This window comes from Acinetobacter tianfuensis (assembly GCF_003611465.1).
Classification (GTDB): Bacteria; Pseudomonadota; Gammaproteobacteria; order Pseudomonadales; family Moraxellaceae; genus Acinetobacter; species Acinetobacter tianfuensis.
Map to the genome: position 1 here is coordinate 25,039 of NZ_RAXV01000011.1, position 25,637 is coordinate 50,675.

Here is a 25,637-nt window from a genome sequence, read left to right on the forward strand (position 1 = left end):
TGAATTTGACCATCAATGACGCCCCAGTCCTTTTATTTGTCTATCTGCAAAATCAATAACCACTTGGACATCTATTCTTATTTTATCTGGACATTCTTGTTTGCTATAGCATTTAATCTCATTAAAAAAAACCGTGGAACATTGATTGAATAATGATCATGGAACATGAAGAATCAACAAAAAAGTCCAATCGGTGATGACTGGACTTTTCACATCAGCATAAGATAATGATTTATATCAGGTAAAAATTTATGTTATTCACCAATTAAAATGTCTATGCGATAAACCATTTAAAATGTCCTGTTTTTAACCATAAGAGTCAAGCACAGGATTTAAATTTCTTTGTTCAATAACAGCTTTCTGAGCTTTACGGCTCGGCATACTTTTCTTGAGACGGGAACGTTTATTCTGTTTTTCCAACTCTTCGTGTTGTTGTTGAATATGAGCTAGGACTGCGCCTAACCGTTTATTCTCAACCACTTCATTTTGCTGCAGTCCAGCCAGTTTATTGAAGACGCTATAGTTGATCTTCCGTCCTTCATGCATGATGGCCACAGTGCCATCTGGATACTCCAGAAATGAAATGTATTGCCCAACCAGCTTATGATTCAGTACTGTTGGCTCAAGCATATAAATACATTTGTCATAGGTGATGGTCAGATTCTTAGTGACCTTACGTGGTTCCTGCCAGGTGAAAATATCCTCCAGTTCAAGATCAGATTCGGTTAAAGGGCGATGCAAGTTCTTGGAATTTCTCGCACACTTGGCGAACTTCTGATTGAAATGCTCAATAAAGCAGGGCAGCCATGCATTGGCTTCGGCAATCGAGCAGATGCCTTCCAGGCGCATTTCCTTGATCAGACGATCCTGCAGTGTCCTGTTAGCACGTTCCACACGACCTTTGGCCTGTGGGGAGTTGGCAAAGATAATATCAATGTTTAACTCATTCAGAATCCTGCCAAATTGTGTGATCTGACTGTCCTGACTGGATTTCTGGTTCACTCTGAATACCGAATGTTTGTCACTATAAAAGGCCAGCGGCTTGCCGTATTGTTCAATGTAGGCTCGGGTGGAAAGCATATAGTCAAAGGTGGTTTCAGCCTCACAAAAGCGCAGATGCAACAGCTTTCCAGTGGCATCATCGATATAAACCAGCAAGCAGCATTTTGCAGCTCGACCTTCAAACCAGTCATGATATGAGCCATCAATTTGGATCAGTTCACCGAAGCAATCCCGCTTATATCGAGGCTGATATGGCCGTTTCAGACGCTTGGATCGCGGAATCCAGAGTTCATTGGCAGTCATCCAGCGACGAACCGTTTCCACAGGAATATTCAGGTCAAACATGCTGCTGAGCTTCTCATGCGCCAAGGTTGGACCAAAGCCCAGCAGATGTTCAGAAATAAGGGAAAGGCATTCAGACTTTACGGCTTCATCATGGCGACGATGACCCGGTTGACCACGACTGGCATGTGTCAGGCCTGAAATACCGTCTTGCTTGAGCTTGTGCAATAACCGGGTAATTTGACGGGTTGAAAGATTCAGAATTTCAGCAGCACGGACTTGTGTAATACGTCGATCTCGAACATCTTGCAGCACTGCAATACGTTGTATTTCCTTGTCAGACATAGTGATCAGCATCTCGATTCATATCCAGTCCATGATGTTGATGCGCATCATAGACCAGACATTTTTATTGGTGAGAATACAGACACTTTAAATGGTTTCTAACAATTTAATTTCGTATAACATGTATTATGTTAATTTTAGAAAATATCAATAATTCTATTTAATCGTAGGAAACATAAAATTGTCTATTCCACTAAGTGAAATCGAAAAGTTGACTAAGAACCCTGAATGGCAAAAAAACATTCAAATAATTAATCAAATCCTGATAAATTTTCAAATGGGTCTTACTTCCTTTTTTAATAAACCTGAAGTGCAACAAACATTAATAGCCATCCAAAATGCCTCTATTGCTCTTAATAAATATTTAAATGATCCGAGAGTTCAAAAAAATCTACAAAATTTCCAAATGTTAGTAGTTGATATTGTGAACAATCAAAATTTTCAGAAAAACTACATCAACAATCAAAAAATTGATAACAAAGAGAATTTTATTTTTTTTGAAGAAAGTATTCGTGATGAAATTAATTTTTCTGATGAACTTCAATCTTTTGAAAATGAGGAAGAGAAAAATAAGTTTTTAGATTTTTTTATACAATTTGTCTTTATTATTTTTATGTTTCATATAGATAACTTAGAAGTAACTTCTGACTTTAAGGAAACCTATGTTTACTATCTTAATAAGATTGAATCAAAAGGTGTAACTATTTCTCGTGTTAACTTAAGAGAAGCTCCAAATTTTCAAAGTGAATCGATTATTGTTATTCCTAGAAATACACCGTTGAAAGTATATAAAGAAGTTACCAATGGATGGATTAAAGTTTCTGTGAATATAAATAATATAGATCTTGATGGGTATGTATCTGAGGCTTATATAAAAAAAGTTAAAAATTAATATGATTTAAACTCTTTTTTAGCCGTTGATGGCAAATAGATGAGTGCTCAATCATAAGGATAAGATTTAATATAATAGATTCTATACGAAATGAAGAAGCCTAGACCGAAGATCTAGGCTTTAAATTAAAGGACACAAGTTAGATACGACTCTTCGTCCATTTATTTGTGAGATTTTGCGTCCACAATAAGAAGAATATGCATCTATCCAACATTCATCCCATCTCAGCGTTTTTTGAAATCAACAAAAAATCGCTTTTGCAGCGCTCTCATGAGATTTCTGCTGAATTTAGAGCACATTAAACTCAATAATAAAAATATATTTTTTCAAATTAATCAAAGACAAAACTTAATATTCTCAATATGATAAAAAATGCGTCAATTAAAGTTGAAGAACATGAATACCAAGACAACACCAATACTCGTTACAGGCGCCACAGGCTATATTGCCAGCTGGGTCATTAAACAATTGCTCGAAAAAGGACACACCGTACACGCCACCGTTCGAGATTTAAATAAGAAAAAGAGTTTTGCTCATCTGGAAAAAATCGCCGCGCAAAGTTCAGGCTCACTGCAGCTGTTTCAAGCCAATTTGCTGGAACCGGGTTCATTTGATCAGGCCATGCAAGGCTGTGAAGTTGTTCTGCATATGGCTTCGCCTTTTGTGGTGACCAATTATAAAGATGCCGTTAAAGACATTATTGAACCCGCTGTTTTAGGCACTGAAAATGTCCTGAAAAGTGTCAATAACATTGAATCGGTCAAGCGTGTGGTCGTCACCTCAAGCATTGCATCGACCTATGGCGATGCCATTGATATCCGGCAGACAGCCAATAATGAATTTGATGAATCGCACTGGAATACCACCAGTTCCGAAGCGCATCAGCCTTATCCATACTCAAAAGTCATGGCGGAGCGTAAAGCGTGGGACATGCAAAAGGCACAAAGCCGTTGGAGTTTAGTCTGCGTCAATCCAGCGCTGGTTCTTGGCCCTTCACTGACAGCCATGACTAAATCAGGCAGTGTAGAAGTGCTCGAGCAGTTTGCAAACGGCATGACCCTTGCAGGTGTACCGCCGATGTGGAATGGCATTGTCGATGTTCGTGATGTTGCCGATGCTCACTTGCAGGCAGCCTTTAACCCAAATGCAAAAGGCCGTTATATCATCAGCGGCGGCACGCTCAGCCTGCTGGAAATGGGTAAAATTCTGCGCCAAAACTTCGGCCCTAAATTCCCCTTCCCGCGCAATCAATTGCCTAAAGTGGCATTCAAGCTATTTGGCCCATTGGCTGGCTTTTCCAAGTCTTTTGTTGAACTGAATATGGGCTACCCTATTTACTTTAATGCGTCTAAGAGCCAAACCGAATTGGGTATTCAATATCGCAATATTGAAAACAGCTTAGTTGAGCATTTCCAGCAGCTGCTGGATGACGGTGTTGTGAAAAAATATATTCCTTAAAATGCAAAAGCCACCCCTAAAGGTGGCTTTTTACAGTACATTTGCTTGGCGTCTTTAGCCTTGGTACTGCTGCATAAACTCAAGGAAAGCTGCCTCATTCATGACTGGAATCCCCAGTTTTTCGGCTTTTTCCAACTTAGAACCCGCTTTCTCGCCGGCAACCACACATTTTGTTTTACTTGAAACACTGCCGCTGACACGAGCGCCCAATCCTTGCAATAATTGGGTCGCCTCATCACGCCCCATGGTACTGAGTGTCCCTGTCACCACCCAGCTTTCGCCATTTAAAGGCTGGCGGCTTGGCGCAACAGGCGCATCCCAATGAATACCTGCAGCCAATAGACGGTCAACCACTTCCAAGTTATGCGGCGCTTGGAAAAAGTCGATAATCCACTCTGCCGTGATCTCACCCACATCAGGGGTTTTCTTTAGGGCCTCAATATCTGCATTGCGCAGCGCGTCAAAAGTCTGGAAAGTATTGGCCAGCATACGTGCCGTGGTTTCACCTACCCCGCGAATACCCAAGGCATAAATAAATGCGCCTAATGTGGTTTTTTTACTGTTTTCAATTGAGTCAATTAAGTTCTGAACAGACTTCTCGCCCATTTTTTCAATGGTAAGCAGCTTTTCACGGTGCTCATGCAGGCTGTAAATATCCGCGACATCTTTCAGCAAATCCAAATGCAGCAATGACTCTGCCCAGCGGTCACCAAGACCTTCAATATCCATTGCTTTACGGGAAACAAAATGGCGAATTGCTTCAATACGTTGCGCGGCGCAATATAGCCCGCCTGAACAGCGCGCCAATGCTTCACCTTCCGGCATCACTACAGGAGATGCACATACTGGACACGCCTCTGGTAAATTCACTTCAAGCGCATCTGCAGGACGAAACTCTGGCCAAACCTTTTCCACTTTTGGAATCACGTCGCCGCTGCGGTATACACTGACGGTATCGCCAATGCGCACATCTAAGCGGTGAATTTCACCAATATTATGCAGAGTGACATTGGAAACCGTTACACCGCCCACTGCAACAGGATTTAAACGCGCGACTGGCGTTAATGTGCCAGTACGCCCTACTTGCCAGTCAATATTTTCAACTGTTGTTAAAGCTGCAACTGCAGGGAATTTATATGCTGTCGCCCAGCGCGGTTCACGGCTTAAAAAACCCAAAGTCTGCTGCTGTTTCAAATCATTGACTTTAATGACCATGCCGTCAATTTCAACACTTAAATTCGGGCGCTCTGCATTCATTTGCTCATAGGCCTGCTGCACCGCCTGAATGCTGTCACAGACAAAATGACGCTCACCAACAGCAAAACCAAACTGGCTCAGCCATTCAAGGCTTGCCGACATTGTGCTTTGCCCATGATTCGGCTCACACTGCGCAATACCATAAGCATAAAAAGCCAATGGACGCGATGCCGCAATACTTGGGTCGAGCTGGCGCAAGCTGCCTGCCGCCGCATTGCGCGGATTGGCAAAGGTTTTTTCGCCCTTGGCCTCATTTTCCGCATTCAGCTTTTCAAAACCAGCTTTCGGCATTAATACTTCACCGCGGACTTCTAATAAAGCCGGAATTTCTCCAGATGCTGCCGTGAGCACTTTTGGCAAGTTGCGAATAGTTTTTACATTTTGGGTAATATCTTCACCTGTTTCACCATCGCCGCGGGTCACACCGCGCACCAGCACACCCTGCTCATACCACAGAGAAATTGCCAAGCCATCAAACTTCAGCTCGACATCGTATTCAATCTTTTGATTCGGCAATCGCTCTTCAATACGGCGCGCAAAGGCAAATAATTCTTCTTGGTTAAACACATTGCCCAATGACAGCATCGGCACAGCATGCGTAATGCTTTCAAACTTTGACAGCGCTTTGCCTCCGACTTTATTGGTTGGCGTATCAGGCTGCACCAACTCAGGATGATCCTGCTCCAATGCTTTTAGCTGGTGAAATAACTGATCATATTCACTGTCTTCAATTGTCGGCTGATCCATCACATAGTAAGCATGATTATGCTGTGCCAAAATTTGAATCAGCTTGCGCATTTGCGCAATGACAGGATTGGTTTGAGTCATATATTCACCATAAAAAAGGGCGGTAAATCGACCGCCCTTTAAAAATTTCAGTATCTGGCCGTATTATAAAAATCAGCTCAGACAGTTGCAATGCTAAGCTTCAACAGCTTGCCCTGAACGGTAGTCAATTGCCTGATGGCGCCAATGTTCACGCAGCTGCGGCGTAAATTCTTGGTTATTCTGATCATAAACAGTACCGTCAATTTCACGTGCAATTAAGCGGGAAATACTGTCCATGGTATCAAAAGCATTTTGTACGTCGCTATGCGGCAGCGCTAAGAAAAAGGCCAAACCTTTCACCTGTTCTGAAGATAAGCTTTCTAAATCAAATCCTGCTGCGGCGCCATCGTTATTAATCTGCAATACCGAAAACAACAACTTGCTGCCGTCTTCGCTGTAACGGTGGAAACAAGCCATTTCGCCAAAGCGCAGACCGTATTTCATTAAAACTTTTAATGTTTTTTCACCAGAAAGCACACGGCTGTCTGGGTAAATATTCAATGCAATATAGGTTTCAGCAGTGGCTAAATCACTTTCATCATCCACTTGCTTCTGTTCATGCAAATGTGCATCTAAAATATTGCTTTCATCTTCAAATTCTGTGATTTCAGCTTTTTCAATCTGATTCAAGCTCAGTTCCTGCGCTTTTTCAGGCGCTTTCTCAACTGGTTTTTCAGCTTCTGTCTCAGCAGCCTTTTCAGATGCTTCAGCTCTGAGCTCAGTATCCGCCTCTGCCTCAGCGGCCGCTTTCTGTTCTACAGCCTGTTCAGCCGATACCTTCACGCCTTCTACAGGTTTGGTTTCAGCTTGCGGTTCAGCTTTCACCTCTTCCGCATTGATTGTTTCTGGAACTTCATTCTGCAACGATGGCTCTACACGTTCTGCTGTATCTGACTGCAGCTGATCACGTACAAAACGCGGCAGCACAGGCTGCTGTGAGTCAAGGTGAATATGCAGATCCGATTCTAATGACGGTGTTTCCTCTGCCGGCTTTTTCAGCAGCAGGCGCGCGCCCAGCAGCATAATAATCACTGCTGCAATGATCCCCAGAATTGTGGTGATTTCCATACTATGACTCCGCAACTAAACCGTATTCTTTTGCCTGCTCTAAATTCACAGTCACTAATTTCGAGGTTCCCGGTTCAGGCATGGTCACACCGAGCAAATCAGTTGCCATGGTCATCGCCAGTTTATTATGTGTAATGTAAATGAATTGAACTTGTTCAGACAGTTCTTTTACCAAATTACAAAATCTTCCTACATTGGCATCATCCAGCGGCGCATCCACCTCATCCAGCACGCAGAATGGCGCCGGATTGAGTCTGAATATCGCAAAAACCAATGCCAATGCTGTTAACGCTTTTTCACCGCCTGACAGCAACGCCAATGAACTGTTGCGCTTGCCCGGCGGTCGTGCCATCAGTTTTACACCTGATTGCCAGTCATCTTCAAGACTTAAACTCGCTTCACCGCCATTAAATACTTTCGGGAACAAGTCTTGCAGCTCTGCATTCACCCGATCAAACGTATTCATAAACAATTTACGCGTTTCCTGATCGATGCTTTTCATCGCGCCGCGCAGCTGTTCAACAGTTTTTTCTAAATCTTGCATTTGATGACTGAGCTCATCATAGCGCTTTGAAACTTCTTCATATTCTTCAGAAGCCGCAAGGTTCACCGCGCCCAATTTATCAAACTGCTTTTGCGCCTGTTCCAGTTTCTGCTGATGGCTGCTGATGTCAATATTCAGCCCCGTCAGCATCTCACTGTTCAGCTCTTTCAGCTGTTCGCTATAGTGCTGTAAATCTGACTGCGCTGCCTGCCATGCCAAACGCTTTTGCTCCAGCTCTGTACGCAGTTTTTCATCCTGCTGCTGATGGCTGTGGCGCTTTTCCGTCAGCTCGCACTGCTTGGACTGCACATTGTTCAGCTCCAGCTGCCATTCAGTCCATGTTTTTTGCAATTTTTCAGCAACAGCAGACTGGTCAGCAAACTGCGCCTGCAATGCAGGGAGTTCAAGCAATACTGGATCAACAAATTTCTGCGCCTGTTCCATTTGCGCCGCAATCTGCTGACGCTGCGCTTTTAAAAACACACTGTCTTTTTCTAAAAGCTCAATCTGCTGCGCTGCCTGCAATACCTGACGGCGGACAATTTCCAGTTCTTGCTGCGCCTGCTGTGCCACTTGCTGCGTGTCTTCCAGCTGGCCTGTCAGTTCTTCAGCTTGGAACTGCAAGGTTTTAAAATTAGGCAAGGACTGTTCCAGCTTCATATTTAATGCATGCAGATCAATTTCCAAATCATCTTTCTGCATCGCATCTTCTTCAAGCTGCGCCTCAATTTGCGCCAGCTGATCTGACAGCTGCTGCTTCTGCAGCGCAAATGCCTGCGCTGTGCTTTGAACTTTAGCAATTGCGACATCAGCCTGCTGCCACGCCTGCTGCTGCAGTTTGAAGGCTTCTTGTGCAAGCTTTTGCTCTTGCTGCAACACTTGAATCTGCGCTGCCGCTGCAGGAAGCAAAGACTCAGCCTCTGTAAACTTCGGCAATTTGTCTGCCAGCAGCTGTTCAATTTCATCTAAACGGATACGGTGGCTCAATGCGCCCTGAGCTGCTTGACTGTCTTCATCATAGTGCAGGCCAACCACCCAATCTGGCCCAACATGGTAACCATCCAGCGTCAAAATGGACTGTCCTGCAAGCAAGACTGTCTGATGGTTCAAAGCAGCCGCCAAATCATCTGCAATAGCAACCTGCTGCCACAAAGAATATTGCGGCGTGTCAATCCAGTCAGCCAAACAGCTTAAGCCAGATAGCTGAATTTTACTGTGCTGGCCTTGCGCTTTCAGCTGACGCGCCGTGCTGTCTTGAAATGCCGATGTTTGCTCCAGCACTTGCGCATGCAGCCATTTGGCTAAGAACTTCTCTACTAAAGCTGCCTGACCTTTTCCTGCAGCCGTCAGCTGCAAAGCCTGCATCAAACTTACCGTCTGCGCTGGCACTTTGGGCGCCGACTTAATTAACAGCTGGTTCAGGTTTTTCTGTTCAGACTGCAGTACCTGAATTTCTGATTTCAGCTCCTGCACAGCCGCTTTGTGCTGTGCGTGCACAGTATTCTGCTGCTCGACTTGCTGCTGCAAAGCGGCGATCTGCTGCTCGCTATTTTCCAGCTGCTGCTGAAGCTGCTGTTTATTGTATTCCAGCGTTTCAAGTTCGTCTTGCTGCGCCTGATTTAAAATTTGCGAAGCCTGCTGCTGCAGCGTGGTTTTCTGCTGTTCTAAACGGCCAATATTTTTGCTCAGCTGCTCACTCTGCGCCAGCATCTGCAGTTTTTGCTGCTGCTGTTTATCTACAAGGGATTTAACTTGCTCAAACTGCTGCTGCACAGCGCTTTGCTGCGCTTTTAAATCGCTCAGCCCCTGAGTACGCTCCTGACTCTGGCTTTCTTGTTTTTGCAGCTGCGCGGTTTGATCTTCTTGCTGCTGATGCAATGTTTCCAGCTGCAGTTCAATCAGCTGCAGACGTTCTTTGGTCTGTGCCCGCTGCTGTTCCAGCTGTTCTAAACTTTCCGAATTTTGACTGTACAGCGCCTTTTTCTGCTCGAGCGACATTTTCAGTTCAGACAGCTTTTTCTCTTCCTGCTGCCATTCATTTTGCAAAGGCGTAGACTGCTGAATCAGGCGCTGAAACAGCTCACTGGTCGATGTCAGATCATGTTCTAAAGTGGTCAGTTCAGAGCGGACAAGTTTGAACTGTTCGCCAAGATCATTCATCTGCACCGTATATTCTTGCTGCAAGCGGCTGCTTTTTTCACACTGAAATGACAGCACTTCAATTTTGATGCTGCGGATCTGCTTTTCTAAATCTTTATACTGCACTGCGCTTTCAGACTGGCGCTTCAGTGTTTTCAGCTGCGACTTCAGCTCAGACGCAATATCTTCTAAACGCGATAAATTCTGCGTGGTATGTTCCAAGTGCTGTGTCGTTTCACGGCGGCGCGCCTGATAACGCGACACGCCTGCAGCCTCTTCCAGAAATACCCGCATTTCTTCAGGCTTAGCATCGACCATACGGTTAATCATGCCCTGTTCAATAATTGCATATGAACGCGGGCCCAAACCTGTGCCTAAGAAAATGTCCGTAATGTCTCGGCGGCGGCATTTAGCGCCATTTAAGAAATATTCAGATTTGCCGTCACGGTTGACCTGACGGCGCACTGCCAGTTCATTATAGGCATTATACGCACCGCCCAACTTGCCATAAGTATTGTCAAAGCGCAGTTCTACACTGGCCACACTTACAGGCTTGCGTTTTGCAGTACCCGTAAAAATAACGTCCTGCATGCTGCCGCCGCGGAGCTGGCGCGCGCTGGATTCACCCATCACCCAGCGGATAGCGTCAATGACGTTGGATTTTCCGCAGCCGTTTGGCCCAACCACGGCGGTACGGCTGTCTTTAAATTGCAATGTCGTGCTGTCGGCAAAAGATTTGAAGCCGGAAAGTTTTAAACTGCTTAAACGCATAGTGTCCTGATTATCGCCGTGAGCGTCTTGCCCACGCGAGTTCGATTTGTTTCATCCGTGTCAGCGATTCCAACACAAGGTTGCGTAAGTGTCGACAAAAATCTTCCATAAATAAAGTGGCTTGTTGTGATTTTCGAATCAAAATTGCATCAGTCACCAGCTTAAACAGCTCGAAAGATTCTTGCAGCTCCCTGCGCGAGATATTCAGCGTTAGAAAATAGCTGCGGCGCAGTGACGGCAGCAGCTCTTGGTAATAACGCATTAAGTAAGCATTGCCTACCATTTCATGCTGCCGCGCCATACCTTGAAAGATCAAATCATAAAACTTTTCTGCATTGCCTTGGCGGGTTTCTGCATCTAAATGCTCTAATAATAGCTGAATACGCTCAGCTTCATGGCTGCGCCAAGTTTCCGACATGCGCTGCACAATCTGGCCCAGCAGCAAAGATGCCATATCAAATAAAGCTCTGACTTGCAGTGCGGACATTTCAGACACGATGGCCCCGCGGCGCGGAAAAATTTCGATCAGCTGTGTCCGCTCTAAAATCAGCAAAGCTTCGCGCACAGAGCCGCGGCTGACATCCAGCTCTGAAGAAATGCGCAATTCCTGTATGCGCTCGCCTTCTACCAGCTCACCGCGGATAATCTGCTCGCTGATGTGCTTGGCAATTTGTTCGGATAAACTCTCCGCTTCTTGTTGCTGCATACTGTTCCTGTATTTTTTTTATTACTGCACCAAGTGCATTTTATTATTTCAAACCAGTCTGATTTAACTGTTTTTCTGACTGCAGCGCCATGACATTGTAGGACAATCTTATGTCTATAAAGCCAACTGCAGACAGACTGCCCTGATATTCAGCTTTTTATATCACGCTGACCCCTTGATAAATAAAATATAAGCCTACTGTAGTCAATAAACCTGCAAAACATTTTTTTAACATGGCTGGTGACAGTATATGTGCCGCTTTTGCCCCTAATTTCGCCGTAATAAAGCTCATGGCACTAATACCGATAAAAGCATAAATATGCACATAGCCAATTGTATTCGGCACTTCAACATTGGACTGGCCAAACCACATAAAACCGAGAGCGCCAGCAACCGCAATGGGCAAACCGCAAGCTGCTGAGGTCGCGACCGCCTTTTGCATGACCACCCCATGACGGTTTAAATACGGCACCGTTAAACTGCCGCCGCCAATACCGAAAATGGCTGAAGCAATGCCAATGCCGCCGCCTGCCGCCAATTGCATTGGCTTACTCGGTAAAGTCTGCGCGGGATCAACCGCTACATGCGCGCCTTTAAACATTTTAAAAGCAACCCACACAGCAAAGAAACCGATCAGCAGCTGCAGGCCCTGACCAGACATATAGTCAGCAATGCCCGCACCTAAAAATGAGCCTGCAACTAGGCCCGGCGCCAAGTTTCTAAACACAGACCACATGACAGCGCCTTTCTTATGATGCGCAGAAACCGAACTGATGGACGTTACAATAATGGTCGCCAAAGATGTGCCGACCGCCATATGCATAATAATGGCTGGATCATAGTTCAGCTGGGTAAAGACAATGAATAAAATAGGTACAATAATTAAACCGCCGCCAACCCCAAATAGCCCCGCAGCAAAACCAGCGATTGCGCCGATCAGTAAATATATGATTAACTCCATCAATACTTTTCCACAATTCTCAGATTCAAATGGATTTAGAGACTCGACTCTTACAGCAAATCTTGACTGAAGCAGGTCAGCTTCCTGAAGTGCTTCTGCTCAAGCCTGTCACAGCATCAACCAATGATGATGTACGCGAAATCGCGCTCAAAGGCGTACAGCAGGTTCTCGTGACCAGCGTACGGCAAACCCGAGGCCGCGGTCAGCGCCAGCGCCAGTGGGTTTCACCTGAAGGCAATATCTATTTAAGCACACTGCTCAATACCCGAACACCCATTGATGGCCGTTTAGCGCTGGAAATTGCGTTAAATATCCTGCAAATGCCAAGCCTGAAAGACCTTCATCTGCAGGTGAAATGGCCAAATGACCTTTATAGCCTGCAAGGAAAATGGGGAGGCATTTTAGTTGAACCCTTAAATGCGCATCAAGCCGTGGTCGGTGTCGGCTTAAACGTGCTGCCCATCCCCAAAGAAGGGATTGAACAGGCAGCCAGTTCGCTCACAGAGCTTGGACTGGAGCAATTTGACCGCATTCAGCTCACAGCAGAACTGTATTTGGCCATTCAGCAAGCTGGTGAATGGTTCAGCCATAACAGCTATAATTTGGCTGCCCGTTTTAATCATTATGCAGCGTTTAAAGATCAGCCCGTTGAAATCGAACATCTTCAAGGCATTAGCCAAGGTATTTTCCTCGGTATCCGCAATGACGGTGCAATCGAAATTCAGCACAACGGCAAAATTGAACACCATTTCCAAGGCCGCTTGCGCTTACAGACCGCACAGCAGCCAGAGCACTGAACATGAAAAATTTATGGCTCGATATCGGCAACACGCGCTTAAAATATTGGATCACGGAAAACACAGAAATCATTGAACATGCAGCCGAACTGCATCTGCAGTCTCCTGCAGAACTGCTGCTGGGTTTAGTGCAGCATTTCAAAGCTTTGGACTTGCATCAAATCGGCGTTTCATCTGTACAAGACAAAAAAAATAATGACCGCATTTTAAAGATTTTAAAATTTTTAAATGTGCCCATTACATTTGCCCAAGTACATGCCGAATACCAAGGCTTGCGCTGCGCCTATGAAGACCCGTCAAAACTCGGTATTGACCGCTGGCTGCAAATGCTGGCTGTTGCGCATGATCCCAAACAGCAATATTGTGTGATCAGCTGCGGTACAGCGCTGACGATAGACCTATGCAATGGCATGCAGCACTTGGGCGGCTATATTTTGCCAAACCTCTATTTGCAGCGTGACTCTCTCATTCAAAATACCAAAGGCATTAAAATTCCAGATGCTTCGTTTGACGAACTGTCCCCTGGAAAAAATACCATTGATGCAGTACATCATGGCATTTTGCTCAGCTTAGTCAGCACTATTGAAAAAGTTTTGGAAAAGTATCCAAGCAAGCTGATTTTAACTGGCGGCGATGCGCCGCTATTTGCAAAATACCTTATAAAATATCAGCCTGAAGTAGAGCAGGATTTACTGCTCAAGGGTTTGCAAAACTATCTGTCTCATCAGGAAGCGCTTGTTTAAGCCCTTGAAAAAATTACTTTGCATGAAAAAAGCAGTGCTCATAGAGCACTGCTTTTTCTTAAACTGAACACAGCAAGGCTTTTATAGCAGCGGTTTCAAAACATCATAAAGGCGCTGAAACTCAGTATAGCCATCATTCGCCATAAAGTGCCCTGCATTTTTAATTTCTACAGTCTGCGCCTGAATAAAGTTAGCCAGCTGAATCGTTTGCGGCGGCGCGACATAAGTATCATTGCTGGATAATAAGCACACTGACAAAGGTATATGCTTAGCAAGCAATGAACTGTCTAAATTTACCTGCTGAATAAAACTGTCCAGCTCTGGCAAAGCCCGCAGCGGAGACATAAAGCCTGCCACAAAAATACCGGCCCGAATTTTACCGCGGTGCTGCCTGAAATAATCAGTTAAATAATGCAGCGCAGCAATACAGCCCAAACTATGGGCAATAATGATGCTGTTTGCATCCAGCTTAGACAGCTGTGACGCTAAAAGTTTTTGCCAATATGCAAAATTCGGCTGTGCAGACTCCGCTAAGATAATCCGCTTTGATACATGGCCAGACTGATTTAGCTGCTGGCTCAGCCATGGAAACCAATGATCATTTGGCGATGCCTGATAGCCATGAATAATATAAATATTTCTTTTTTGTTTTGAGATCATTACTGTTTCATTCTTATTTACTGTCACTGTTATTGTTCTAGACAAACTTCTAAGAAGAACAATCTGCCTGTTTATTATTTTGTACTGCAATATACGGTTTTGACAAGTGATGAATGGTGCACGTTTCATCATTTTTTCTCATCATCTGATCGACCTGCCTCCCGCTGATGATTTTGGATCAAGCATAAAAAAAGCGCCTCACAGCGCTTTTTTAAAAGTCCAAATTATTTTGGATCTTTATTGCCGAACAGCGGGCCCATACCGCCGCCGCCGCCAAACTGCTTTTGCATATTGCCTAATGATTTCATCATTTTTGCCATACCTGACGGATTAGCAAATTTTTTCATCATTTTCGCCATTTGCGCATGCTGTTTAATCAGCTTGTTCACTTCAACCACATCCATACCGCAGCCAGCTGCAATACGTTTTTTACGGCTTGGGTTCATGAGGTCCGGGTTACGGCGCTCTTTAATGGTCATCGATTGAATAATCGCTTCCATTTTTTTCACTTGCTTTTCAGGGTTCGCTTGCGCCAACGCATCTTGAATCCCTGCACTGTTCATACCAGGCAGCTTATCCAGAAAGCCCATCATGCCGCCCATTTTATTCATTTGCTCAAACTGCATCAGCATATCTTCAAAGTTGAAGCTGCCGCCTTTTTGCAGTTTTTTCGCCATTTTTTCGGCTTTTTCTTTGTCGACTTTACGTTCAAGCTCTTCGACTAAAGAAAGTACATCCCCCATACCCAAGATACGCTGTGCAACACGTTCAGGGTGGAATGGCTCTAAGGCATCCAGCTTTTCGCCCATACCTAAGAATTTGATTGGCTTGCCTGTAATTGCACGAACAGAAAGCGCTGCGCCGCCGCGGGCATCACCATCCGTTTTGGTCAGAATCACACCCGTTAACGGCAATGCATCATTGAAGGCTTTGGCTGTATTGGCCGCATCCTGACCCGTCATTGCATCGACAACGAATAAAGTTTCAGTTGGCTTAATCGCCGCGTGAAGTTCTTTAATCTCATCCATCATCTCGTCGTCTACGTGTAAACGACCTGCTGTATCGACAATCAGGACATCCGCAAATTGGATTTTCGCCTGTTCAATTGCGCGGTTAGCAATGGTAATCGGTTTTTCGTCTGCGCTTGATTCAAAGAAAATCGCGCCAACTTCGCCTGCAACGGTTTGCAGCTGTTTGATCGCCGCTGGACGGTATACGTCGGCAGAAACCATTGCGACTTTTTTCTTTTGGCGTTCTTGCAAAAAGCGCGCTAATTTTGCAGCGGTTGTGGTTTTACCTGCACCTTGTAAACCTGCAAGCAAGACAACAACTGGCGGTTTAGCTGCAAGGTCAAGGCTTTCATTCGCCTCACCCATCATTTTTGTTAATTCATCATGTACGATTTTAACAAATGCTTGGCCAGGCGATAACTGAGTCATCACTTCCTGGCCCAATGCTTCTTCCTTAACTTTCGCGATGAACTCACGAGTTACAGGCAGCGCCACATCGGCTTCAAGAAGTGCCATACGCACTTCACGTAACGTATCTTTAATATTGTCTTCGGTTAGCTGCCCAGAGCCAGTAACATTTCTTAAACTCTGCGTGAGTCGTTCTGTTAAGGTATCAAACATTGCAAAATCCGCTTAAAATAGCCACGAGCAAAAAATTGTTTCTTAAAATAGAAAATTTATGCATAGAATGCTATAGGATACTGTAGTTCGCATAGAATTTATATAAATGAATACCCATCATCCTGAAAAAGGTTTGACATGATCAGTCTCCCCTTGGTTTACACGATCTTAGCATTAATTGCCTATACCACCTCCTTCTGGTATCTGTTTATGAGCTTAATGTCTAAACGTACTCCAAACCATTGGTTTATTGGCATTATTTTAGGCTTAGGTTTAATTTTGCATGGCGCTGTGCTGTTCGGTGACATGCTCACGCCTATGGGTATTAACTATAATGTATTCAATATATTGTCCTTTACCTCAGGCCTTATGCTGCTGCTGAGCATCCTATTCAGCACTTATCGCCCTGTCATTGCTCTCAATCTAATTGGCATTCCGGTTGCTGCCGCAGGTTTGATTCTTGGATTTGCCTTCAGCAAACATGACCTCTTTATTTCACGCAATTCTATTGGCTTAGACATTCACATTATTCTGTCGCTTTCAGCTTATGCTGTCCTGCTGATGGCAACCATGCATGCGCTGCTGCTTTGGTTCCAAGACCGCGAATTAAAAAAGAAACAGAAGCGCCGTGTTTGGGTCAGCCTGCTCCCATCCTTCCAAGCAATGGAGTCACTGCTGTTTGATATGCTCTTTGCAGGCTTTGGCTTATTAACATTTGCGCTTGGCTTTGGCTTTTTCACCATTGATGATTTCTTTGGCCAGCATCTTGCTCACAAAACTGCATTCAGCATCATTTCCTGGTTCGTTTACGGCGCTCTGCTGATTGGTCATTACAAATTTGGCTGGCGCGGTCAAAAAGCCATTCGCTTTACAGTCATCGGCTTTTTCCTACTTGCTGTCGGCTTTATCGGTTCAAAACTGGTTTTAGAAATGATTTTAGGCCGTTAACCCTCTCCTGCTCTACTTATTGTTTTTTTGGATATCTTTTGAGGCCATATTCAGCTTTTATATTATTAAAAAAAGTACAATTGTGCAGATTTTTATATCAAACTCACCGCAATAAAAAGATAAATACACCCCGAAATATGCAGCAATAGTGAATTCACGCACTAATTATTTATTTTATTAGAATAAATTAAATGGCACTGCTAAAAGCAGCACCATTCCTATACAGGTGTACTTATTTATAGCTTGAATATATTAATCCAAAATGTGACAAAATGATTCAAAAAATGAGAATAAACATGCCTATTCAACAAAAAAACTTTTAGTTCATGATTTTTTAATCATGTAAAAACCAAATATTTATTGAAGCTTGAATTTATAACAAGTCTATTTTTTATCCACAGCTATCAATAACTTAAAAACAAAAAACAAAAAACAAAAAACAAAAAACAAATGAATCACTTTTGCAAATACGATTCGAATATCATTTTTCAGCTGATAAAAAAAATGCTCATTTTGGAAATAAGCACCCATTTTCCAGAAAAAAACAATTACATATTACTTGCAATCAATAACAAATAGATACAATTCTGCAAACCATTTCACACTATTGCCTAAAGTGTGTTTACTGATTACACTGAATTTATTCAATAAAAATACATGACGTAAATAAATTACCGTGCCGGGGGACGTATGAATAACAATAACGGATTCACATTACTTGAATTAATCATCACTGTGGTCATTGTTGCAATATTGGCTTCTATTGCTATTCCAAGCTACCAAAACTATATAACCCGTTCCAAAATCAAAGAAGCTCAATCGAATCTCATTGCGTTATCCCTTTCTGCCGAAAATTATTATCAGCGTACACTGAATTACCCGACGGCTACGATTAACTCTTCGAGCGCTTTAAGCTCAGATACGGTTTTCAAAACATGGGCGCCTTCATCAAATGCATTTGAATATAAATATGCATCGACTGATGGAGCAACGTATACCCTGACCGCCACAGGCAATGACCCCAAAGTATCTGGCTGTACGCTTACACTCACCAATGCAGGCGTGAAAACAGTTGCCAGCTGCGGCTCAGTCACTGAATGGATGAAATGACATGAAAATAAATAATCCAAACATGCACATGGGCTTCACCCTGATCGAACTGATCATCACCATCGCGGTGCTGAGCATTTTACTGATGGCAGGCACAGCGCTGACTCGAAGCTGGGTTGACCGCAGTCAAGTCAACAGTGCATTGGCAACGTTTAAAACCGCCGTATATCAAGCCAAAGCATCTGCGCTGCGCAATACCAATAATCAGCCGCTCAACAACTCAGCGGTAACGGTCTGCTTCGATAGTACAAACAGCACACTCAATATTATACGTACTGCAGTCAATTCAAATGATGTATGTACGGTTCCAGCTGGTTCACCGCCGTCAAGTGACAATATTTTGCTTCGCACTATGCCGCTTTCAAAAGATGTCTTTATTCAACAAGGCAGTACTTCTTTTGAATGCTTATCTTTCAATTCTGCTGGCGTTTTAGTTAAAGCCACTGGCACCTCTTGCATTAACGATGTCACCGCAGCTTTCAAGGTAGGGAAAAACGATGAAACAGCTGAATTTAAAATCTTATAAAGAAAGCGGTTTTACGCTGCTGGAGTCTTTAATTGGGCTGATGCTATTTTCCATCGTGATTCTTGGCAGCGGCGCTGCGATCAGCAAAATGATGACTGCACAGAAAGACTTAAACACTAATTCCATTATTATCAATATGATGCAAAAAAAATTGCAAAATGCGCTGAATAATACCGCTACAGGCAGCGTTTGTAATGCCGTCAACAAAGACAGTTTTGTATTAGCAAACAAAACCTACTACACAGCTTGTGCAATTGAAACAATCAATATGGGCACAACAGACACTGAATGGCCCGTTTTAGCAGTCAGCACGACGCTGGCAGAAGCGCAAACCTGCGCAAACGGCACTGCCAGTGACAACTGTTATGTCGTAGGGAGATAGTCATGCCTAAAAACGGATTTACGATGATCGAATTGCTGGTAGGTATCGTGATTGCGATGCTATGCATGATTACTATGCTGATGCTTTTTAAGCAGTTAACCCATGTCGGGCTCAGTTCAACACAAGATGCTGAATATGATGCTCAGCTGCAATCTGGGATGCTGGCTATTCAAAAATATGTCCAAAATGCAGGCTTTGGCTCAGGCCAGCAAGGAGATATTGCATCGGGCACATATTCTGGCAATCCAGCGATATTCTGGCGCTCAGTAAAAGAACTTAATGTGACGCCTATTGCCTATGAGTGCAGAGGAGTTGGTGAAGTCATCACCACAGAAGACGGTCAAAAAGTACACCGCCTTGTCCTGCTGAAAAAAACAGCTTGCGGTACAAGTGAAGCAATTACAGCTGGAAGCTGGGAAAAAGATCAACCGATTATTGCCATAAGAAACAGTAGTGATGCACCTATTTATCAATATGCAATCGCAGCAGGCAGCGGATGTTCTCCGTTTGGTATCGAAAAAACATCGGCAGCAGGCCTCAAGCAAATTACGCTTACAGCAGCTCGGCAGCATATGACGGGCATAGGTCAAAATATTCAAAACGTTGTCTGTCTTAGCAATATTACAACGACTTAATAAGAATGAGGGATGAGCAATGCATACTTTAAAACAACAACAAGGCATGGCAACCATCTTATTGGTATTGCTCATTGGCATCACTGTCATGCTGCTTACTGCCACTGTCGCAAAAACACTGGTCACTAACCGTGAAGCTGGTGTGGCAGCGCATGCACAAACAAATGCACAGCTTATGGGCTGGGCCGGTGTGAGCGCATTTAAAGAATATTTATTAAATCAAGGCCAATCGAATGCGACGAATATTACCGCATTAAATGGACGAAGCATTACCTTAAGGTCTGAGGCCAATAAAAAAGAAATTATTGCCAAAAATATTCGTGTTTCCGGCTGCGCAGCAGAAGGAGCTGATTGCACGGTCACAGCAAATATCAGCTCGAATAACCTAAGTTCTCAGGCTGCAACCACTATTGAAGTGGTCTATAACCTGACGCTTGCCAATGGGGCTGTTGCTGTCATCAGCGAAAATAGCGCAATTAACTTTGGCGGCAATACTGTATTTTCAGGTGCAACATTAATCGAGTCTGAATCCCCAAATGCCAAGGTGACGCTCAATGTTGACGGCAGTCTTGCATTGAATCTTCTATTTAAAACCAAAAATATCTCTGAGCTGAATATCAATGCAACTGGGGATGTCTATATCGATTGCGGCGCTCAAAACTGCGGTGATGCCATTATTAATGTCACCTCTAGAGGAAAAGTCACGCTGCTGACAGGCGATAATTTTGGAGATATTAAAGCGCTTGGCACTGTAACGCTATATACAAGCGCAACAGCTAAAAATATTCAGTCAATTGGCAATGTCGAACTTAGCGGCTGGTCTAAAGCAGACAATATTGAAACCATGGGCAATGTTACTGTCAGCGCTTCAACAGTAAAAGATGTCAAAGCCAATGGCTGGGTTAGCCTGAACACTGGGGCTAAAGCTGGAAAAATTGAATCAAATAAAGATGTTTCTTTATGGACAGGAAGCAGATCACAAGATATTTTTGCCAAAGGAGAAGTTGAGATTCATACTGACACGACTGCTGGGAATATCAAAGCGGGGAAAAAAGTGACCGTAACGGGAATCAATGCCCGTGCTAAAAATGTAGAAACATTAGGCGCGGTTGAGCTTTGGCTTGGCGGTAAAACCGATGATATTACCGCAAAAGGCAATGTTGAAGTGCACACTGGCAGCACCGCCGGCCACATCAAATCTGCAGGAAAAGTTCAAGTGATTGGGCTTGGCGCAAGTGCACAAGATATTTATACCGTTGGCTCAGATATCGATGTCTCTTTGTTTGCTACATCAGGTTCTACGTATAAGAAGCAGACTCAACTCTCAGCATCTTTTAATGCAATGACAGCCCCAACTGTGACTATTAACGAGCAGAGCATACGGCAAGGCATCAGTGACAGTACCGCATTTGAAACTAAAGTTGATGTAACTGTCTACAAACAAGATGCGAACTATATTTTCACCAAAAGCGGCAAGTTTGACCGTGTTTACCTGAACCAGTTAAAAAACAAAACCAATACTCTGACTTATATTTATGAAAATAATAGTCAATATGTTCTGAATGCGGATGGAAGCAAACAATCTATTAACTCTGAAGGCTTCTCAATTGGTGATTATACCTACAATGGAAAAACTTATACGGGAGCGATTTGCCTTACCATGACCAATGGAAAATGCAGCAGTGAAATCATTGGCTATCTGCCTCGTATCAGCATTGGTAAAACTCTAGGTATAGATGACGACTACGGTTATGGCGATATTTTAAAAAGATGGCGTGTACGCTCAATTCTAAACCCATCTGCATTGGACAATGCCACACTTGCACCTGGGATCATGTATTTTGAAGGCACGCTGGAGTTCGCTGGCGCTGCCAACTGGCAAGCTGACAGTTTAACCAACGCATATACCAATAGTTTCTTAGCAGAAGGAGAAATTTGGTCCATCGCCTTCTCTCCGCGTATCTATGCGCCTTATGAGGTTGTACGTGAAGGTGCGGAGAAAGTTGGCTTGATCTGTAACCGCCGTTTAAAAACAGTAAATAATGCAGACCTTCCAATTACAGCGACAACACCGGCAACATTGTCAGAACGCTACTTAGTGCCAATGAATCTATGTAAAAATGACAATGAGTTCCTGCTTAATATGGACAAAAATCCTGATCAGACCAATAAAAAGGTCACAATTGACGGCAAGTCAATTGATAAACTGGATTTAGGCCGTGTGGCATTAATGGCGAATGGTCAAATTCATATTGGCGCATGTACCCGCATTTATGGTGATGTACTGAGCCGTAAAGGTGTAACAACCTCTGCAGCCTGCGGTATTACAAATAGTCCTAACGCCATTACAGGAAATATTGGGACTCAAGGTGTAAATGGCGGTCTGATTGCCAACCATGTGATGGGCGGTACAAAAATTACTGTTCCATCTAAAAATGGCGATGGATCAGGTACGCCGGGTACTGGCAATGGCTTAAAAGCATCAAGCTCTAAAGTGCAATGGTCTAGGTACTTATAAAACCAGCATCAAGCCAGCTCAACCGCTTTGTTGAGCTGGCTTTTTTATTTTCAAATTTATTGCCTCACTTAAATCTTAAGCCAAAATTTTTCCGCTTATCACGGAGAGTTTTATCTTATAAATTTTAAAATTTTCACCGCTGGACATAAGACCTAAAAAAACGTATAACTCCGTTTTTAAAATTTACAGGTGAACACGTTGAAACTTGTTCTTGCACCCATGGAAGGCTTAACAGATCCGATTATGCGTGATGTGCTCACATCCGTAGGAAGCTTTGACTGGTGTGTGACTGAGTTTATCCGTGTCACGGACAGTGTTCTGCCTGATCATGTTTACCACAGTTATTGCCCTGAGCTGCAAACGGATGGAAAAACCGCTGCAGGCACGCCTGTACATGTACAATTTCTAGGCAACAACCCTGACATGCTGGCAGCCAATGCTGTTCGCGCTATAGAACTAGGTGCGCCTGCCATTGATATGAACTTTGGCTGTCCTGCCAAAACCGTTAACCGCCACCGCGGCGGCTCTGTACTGCTGGATGAGCCTGAAGTCGTACACGAGCTGGTCAAAGCTGTTCGTGATGCAGTTCCCGCTCATATTCCTGTTTCTGCCAAAATGCGTTTGGGCTACATGGACCGGAACTTTACATTGGAAAATGCGCATGCTATTGAAGATGCTGGCGCGGCATGGGTTACGGTACATGCCCGTACTAAAGCAGACGGCTATACCCCGCCTGCTTTTTGGGATCAGCTTGCGCCCATTCGCGAGGCGCTTAAAATCAATGTCATTGCGAATGGTGAAATTTGGAATAATACCGATGCTCGACAGTGTTTGCTGGAATCTGGCTGTCAAGATTTAATGATTGGACGCGGTGCAGTCACGACACCCGATATTACCCAGTGCATTCGTCAAAATACAGATCTGCCTTTAATTACATGGGCAGAACTGATCCAGCTGCAGGTACGTTTTTTAAACGGCCCCTATAAAAAAGAAATCAATATGGTTGGCCGCTATAAGCAATGGCTAGGCATGATGTCCAAACATTATCCTGAGGCAAAACAGCTCTGGGATGAAGTGAAGAAAGTTAAACCTCTCGATGAAATTGTACAAAAATTACAAAGCCATCAATAATCAAACAGCCCTTTTATCAGGGCTTTTTTTCATCACATCAAACCATTTCAGTATTCAGCAAAAAACTAACCTCTTGAGCAGAAAATTCTTTGGAAAACTCAGAGGTCGGATTTAAAACTAAAGTTGCGCCTTGCGTCATTGAAAATAACTTTCTTGCGGCCAATTGAATAAAAGGCTCGTCGCCTAAATCATCGATAATCATTTTTTCGGAAAGAAAAAATGCAATCGCCTGCTCCCCTTGCTCCGTTTCTAACATACGAAATTGAATTCGCCCCTGTGTTTGCTCAAGTCCAAGACAATAAATATCCGACGCTAATAATTGTTTTAAAAATGCTGGTGTGGCTTCAGGGTTTTCTGCTGCTATTTTAAAGAGCATGTCTAGAAATTGTTCTGTCATTATAAATTCTATTCAATCATTTTTATTATCAGACACATCATAGCAAAAGCTCTATAAACTGCAACAGTCTGATTCAGCATATCTTCTTAATGGCCATTCAGAGCAAAATCAAGACTGCGAACGGCCATGCCTTTTGTTGCAAGCTTTCAATATGATTGATAAAGGTACTCAAATTATTTTTAGCTCGAATATTCCTATTTGATGGAATTTGAATCGCCATTTAAAAATCAATTAATTTTAATTCAATTCTTCTAGTGTTGGCGGCATTCGTGCAAACCAATTTAAATTATAAACATTCTCACGATCTTTCATTAGATTATCAATTGTTGTTAATCCATTCCCAGGCTCACCTGTTATCTGATTCACAACAATACATGTTAAAGGCGGTAATTTTTCACGTTCACAATAATTCATGATACGACCTAAAATTGGCGCTAAAACACCTGCTCCTTCAAATTCTAAATAATTTGCTACCATTTTATAAGTAAGAGTTTGACGAGTACTCGCTGCTGCAATTAAAATCTGCCAAACTTGTAATGCACGTTCATTCCGTGTTCTAGAAACCATATTCAACTAATTCAAATATTTTTTAATTTGAATATCTTAATTCAATTTCTCAATTTTTAATAGAATACTTTTATTCTCTAATCCACCTGCAAAACCAACCAGCTTGCCATTTGCACCCACCACACGATGACACGGCGCAATAATCGAAATCGGATTTTTACCGTTAGCGGCGCCAACAGCCCTTACAGCTTTCACATTGCCAACCTGCTCAGCAATTTCCTTATAACTGCGAGTTTCGCCAAAAGGAATCGTCAGCAAAGCCTGCCATACTTTTTGCTGAAACTCAGTCCCTTCAAAATCTAGAGGCAAGTCAAAACGCTGACGCTGTCCTGCAAAATATTCATTCAGCTGCTTTTGCGTTTCCAGCAAAATCGGATGCTGTTTGTCTTCAATCAATTGCGCCAAACGCACCCGTTTCGGGTCTTCATTTTCCCAAAGTACTGCAACCAAAGCAGTCTCGTTCGCAACAAGTTTTAATACCCCAACAGGAGAACTCATTTCTATAAATGAAAGCTGCATAGTCTGATTCCGATATTGAATACATAAATAGATTAATTTAGCTGGAAGATAATTTCATCAAAATTAAACCTGAAATAATCAGCACAGCTGCGAGCATACGCATGGCTGAAGCAGGTTCACCTAAAAAGAAAATTCCAACAGCAAATGAACCAATTGCGCCAATCCCAGTCCAAACCGTATAGGCCGTTCCGAGCGGCAACGTTTTCATTGCATAAGATAAAAGCGCAAAACTTGCAATCATAAACACAATGGTCAAAATACTTGGCGTAAGTTTAGAGAAGCCATCTGATATTTTCATAAAATATGCCCAGATAACTTCCAAAATACCTGCAACAATTAACAATACCCAAGCCATTTCAAATACCTTTAAAACACATCAATACAAAAACTTAAAAATAGAAATTACACAGAAAAAGAGCCATATTATTCAACACAGCTCTTTGCTTTAATTTAAGTGTATTAACTGGATGAAAGCTTCATCAATACCAGACCAGAAATAATCAAAACCGCAGCAAGCATGCGCATTGCTGTTGCTGGTTCACCTAAAATAAAAATACCGACAAGAAAGGAGCCAATCGCGCCAATGCCTGTCCAAATAGTATAGGCCGTCCCCAGAGGTAATGATTTCATGGCATATGCCAATAAACCAAAACTGAGAATCATAAAAAATATGGTGATAATGCTCGGTGTAAATTTACTAAAACCTTCGGACAGCTTCATGCTGTATGCCCAAACGATTTCAAAAATACCTGCAAAAATAAGAACAATCCAAGCCATGATGCCTGCTCCAACTTAAAAGTAGAGTCAGGCCGTCCTGACG

At 43.3% G+C, this 25,637-nt stretch carries 24 protein-coding genes; 11 read left to right on the forward strand and 13 right to left on the reverse strand.

What is annotated here, in order from left to right; genetic code table 11:
- Positions 1 to 306: 306 nt before the first annotated feature.
- Entirely contained in the window at positions 307 to 1,641 is a 1,335-nt protein-coding gene (locus tag D7V32_RS06655; protein WP_033917544.1) for an ISNCY family transposase, read from the reverse strand.
- 169 nt (positions 1,642 to 1,810) lie between these two features.
- Here D7V32_RS06655 and D7V32_RS06660 point away from each other — a divergent pair, with 169 nt between their 5' ends.
- The gene (locus D7V32_RS06660) at positions 1,811 to 2,521 is read left to right on the forward strand and encodes an SH3 domain-containing protein (protein ID WP_120402106.1); all 711 of its coding nucleotides are present in this window, start codon (positions 1,811 to 1,813) and stop codon (positions 2,519 to 2,521) included.
- Between the two features lie 372 nt (positions 2,522 to 2,893).
- A complete protein-coding gene (locus D7V32_RS06665) occupies positions 2,894 to 3,979 on the forward strand; it encodes an SDR family oxidoreductase (RefSeq protein WP_120402107.1) in 1,086 nt (361 codons plus the stop codon).
- Positions 3,980 to 4,033: 54 nt separating this feature from the next.
- Here D7V32_RS06665 and ligA read toward each other — a convergent pair whose 3' ends face one another.
- From ligA to D7V32_RS06690, 5 genes are all read right to left on the reverse strand, one after another.
- Positions 4,034 to 6,064 carry an NAD-dependent DNA ligase LigA gene (ligA, locus tag D7V32_RS06670; protein WP_120402108.1) on the reverse strand — a complete coding sequence of 677 codons (2,031 nt, stop codon included), beginning with the start codon at positions 6,062 to 6,064 and terminating at the stop codon, positions 4,034 to 4,036.
- A gap of 93 nt (positions 6,065 to 6,157) precedes the next feature.
- Complete coding sequence (locus D7V32_RS06675) at positions 6,158 to 7,132, reverse strand: cell division protein ZipA C-terminal FtsZ-binding domain-containing protein (protein WP_120402109.1); 975 nt, start codon at positions 7,130 to 7,132, stop codon at positions 6,158 to 6,160.
- A gap of 1 nt (position 7,133) precedes the next feature.
- Positions 7,134 to 10,586 (reverse strand): chromosome segregation protein SMC, encoded by a 3,453-nt coding sequence (gene smc / locus D7V32_RS06680; RefSeq protein WP_120402110.1) that lies wholly within the window; start codon positions 10,584 to 10,586, stop codon positions 7,134 to 7,136.
- Between the two features lie 10 nt (positions 10,587 to 10,596).
- Positions 10,597 to 11,292, reverse strand: a complete 696-nt coding sequence (locus D7V32_RS06685; protein WP_120402111.1) for a GntR family transcriptional regulator — start codon at positions 11,290 to 11,292, stop codon at positions 10,597 to 10,599.
- 157 nt (positions 11,293 to 11,449) lie between these two features.
- Positions 11,450 to 12,253: a sulfite exporter TauE/SafE family protein gene (locus D7V32_RS06690; RefSeq protein ID WP_120402112.1), complete on the reverse strand. Its 804-nt coding sequence runs from the start codon at positions 12,251 to 12,253 to the stop codon at positions 11,450 to 11,452.
- 29 nt (positions 12,254 to 12,282) lie between these two features.
- Here D7V32_RS06690 and D7V32_RS06695 point away from each other — a divergent pair, with 29 nt between their 5' ends.
- Together D7V32_RS06695 and D7V32_RS06700 are read left to right on the forward strand one after the other, a co-directional pair.
- Complete coding sequence (locus D7V32_RS06695) at positions 12,283 to 13,050, forward strand: biotin--[acetyl-CoA-carboxylase] ligase (RefSeq protein ID WP_120402113.1); 768 nt, start codon at positions 12,283 to 12,285, stop codon at positions 13,048 to 13,050.
- Between the two features lie 2 nt (positions 13,051 to 13,052).
- Positions 13,053 to 13,793, forward strand: a complete 741-nt coding sequence (locus D7V32_RS06700) for a type III pantothenate kinase (protein ID WP_120402114.1) — start codon at positions 13,053 to 13,055, stop codon at positions 13,791 to 13,793.
- 81 nt (positions 13,794 to 13,874) lie between these two features.
- Here D7V32_RS06700 and D7V32_RS06705 read toward each other — a convergent pair whose 3' ends face one another.
- Together D7V32_RS06705 and ffh are read right to left on the reverse strand one after the other, a co-directional pair.
- Complete coding sequence (locus tag D7V32_RS06705) at positions 13,875 to 14,453, reverse strand: RBBP9/YdeN family alpha/beta hydrolase (protein ID WP_120402115.1); 579 nt, start codon at positions 14,451 to 14,453, stop codon at positions 13,875 to 13,877.
- 224 nt (positions 14,454 to 14,677) lie between these two features.
- On the reverse strand, positions 14,678 to 16,084 hold the full coding sequence (ffh, locus tag D7V32_RS06710; protein ID WP_120402116.1) for a signal recognition particle protein: 1,407 nt from the start codon (positions 16,082 to 16,084) through the stop codon (positions 14,678 to 14,680).
- Positions 16,085 to 16,222: 138 nt separating this feature from the next.
- Between ffh and D7V32_RS06715 the strand changes: the two genes are divergently transcribed.
- The 7 genes from D7V32_RS06715 to D7V32_RS06745 all read left to right on the forward strand — a co-directional run bounded on the left by D7V32_RS06715 (position 16,223) and on the right by D7V32_RS06745 (position 23,334).
- On the forward strand, positions 16,223 to 17,032 hold the full coding sequence (locus tag D7V32_RS06715; RefSeq protein WP_120402117.1) for a cytochrome C assembly family protein: 810 nt from the start codon (positions 16,223 to 16,225) through the stop codon (positions 17,030 to 17,032).
- A 690-nt stretch (positions 17,033 to 17,722) separates the two neighbouring features.
- Positions 17,723 to 18,142 carry a type IV pilin protein gene (locus D7V32_RS06720; protein ID WP_120402118.1) on the forward strand — a complete coding sequence of 140 codons (420 nt, stop codon included), beginning with the start codon at positions 17,723 to 17,725 and terminating at the stop codon, positions 18,140 to 18,142.
- A gap of 1 nt (position 18,143) precedes the next feature.
- A complete protein-coding gene (locus D7V32_RS06725) occupies positions 18,144 to 18,668 on the forward strand; it encodes a pilus assembly FimT family protein (protein WP_120402119.1) in 525 nt (174 codons plus the stop codon).
- Positions 18,640 to 19,050, forward strand: a complete 411-nt coding sequence (locus D7V32_RS06730; protein WP_120402120.1) for a type II secretion system protein — start codon at positions 18,640 to 18,642, stop codon at positions 19,048 to 19,050. Before D7V32_RS06725 ends, D7V32_RS06730 begins: the two co-directional genes overlap by 29 nt.
- 2 nt (positions 19,051 to 19,052) lie before the next feature.
- Positions 19,053 to 19,685 carry a PilW family protein gene (locus D7V32_RS06735; RefSeq protein ID WP_120402121.1) on the forward strand — a complete coding sequence of 211 codons (633 nt, stop codon included), beginning with the start codon at positions 19,053 to 19,055 and terminating at the stop codon, positions 19,683 to 19,685.
- Between the two features lie 19 nt (positions 19,686 to 19,704).
- Complete coding sequence (locus D7V32_RS06740) at positions 19,705 to 22,203, forward strand: hypothetical protein (RefSeq protein WP_120402122.1); 2,499 nt, start codon at positions 19,705 to 19,707, stop codon at positions 22,201 to 22,203.
- A 198-nt stretch (positions 22,204 to 22,401) separates the two neighbouring features.
- Positions 22,402 to 23,334, forward strand: coding sequence for a tRNA dihydrouridine synthase (locus D7V32_RS06745; RefSeq protein WP_120402123.1), 933 nt, complete (start codon positions 22,402 to 22,404; stop codon positions 23,332 to 23,334).
- Between the two features lie 37 nt (positions 23,335 to 23,371).
- Here D7V32_RS06745 and D7V32_RS06750 read toward each other — a convergent pair whose 3' ends face one another.
- From D7V32_RS06750 to sugE, 5 genes are all read right to left on the reverse strand, one after another.
- Entirely contained in the window at positions 23,372 to 23,731 is a 360-nt protein-coding gene (locus D7V32_RS06750) for an SseB family protein (protein ID WP_120402124.1), read from the reverse strand.
- A gap of 237 nt (positions 23,732 to 23,968) precedes the next feature.
- Positions 23,969 to 24,304 (reverse strand): hypothetical protein, encoded by a 336-nt coding sequence (locus D7V32_RS06755; RefSeq protein WP_120402125.1) that lies wholly within the window; start codon positions 24,302 to 24,304, stop codon positions 23,969 to 23,971.
- 30 nt (positions 24,305 to 24,334) lie between these two features.
- Positions 24,335 to 24,817 carry a methylated-DNA--[protein]-cysteine S-methyltransferase gene (locus D7V32_RS06760; protein WP_120402126.1) on the reverse strand — a complete coding sequence of 161 codons (483 nt, stop codon included), beginning with the start codon at positions 24,815 to 24,817 and terminating at the stop codon, positions 24,335 to 24,337.
- A gap of 37 nt (positions 24,818 to 24,854) precedes the next feature.
- Positions 24,855 to 25,172 (reverse strand): DMT family transporter, encoded by a 318-nt coding sequence (locus D7V32_RS06765; protein WP_120402127.1) that lies wholly within the window; start codon positions 25,170 to 25,172, stop codon positions 24,855 to 24,857.
- A 104-nt stretch (positions 25,173 to 25,276) separates the two neighbouring features.
- Entirely contained in the window at positions 25,277 to 25,594 is a 318-nt protein-coding gene (gene sugE / locus D7V32_RS06770) for a quaternary ammonium compound efflux SMR transporter SugE (RefSeq protein WP_120402128.1), read from the reverse strand.
- Between the last annotated feature and the right edge of the window lie 43 nt (positions 25,595 to 25,637).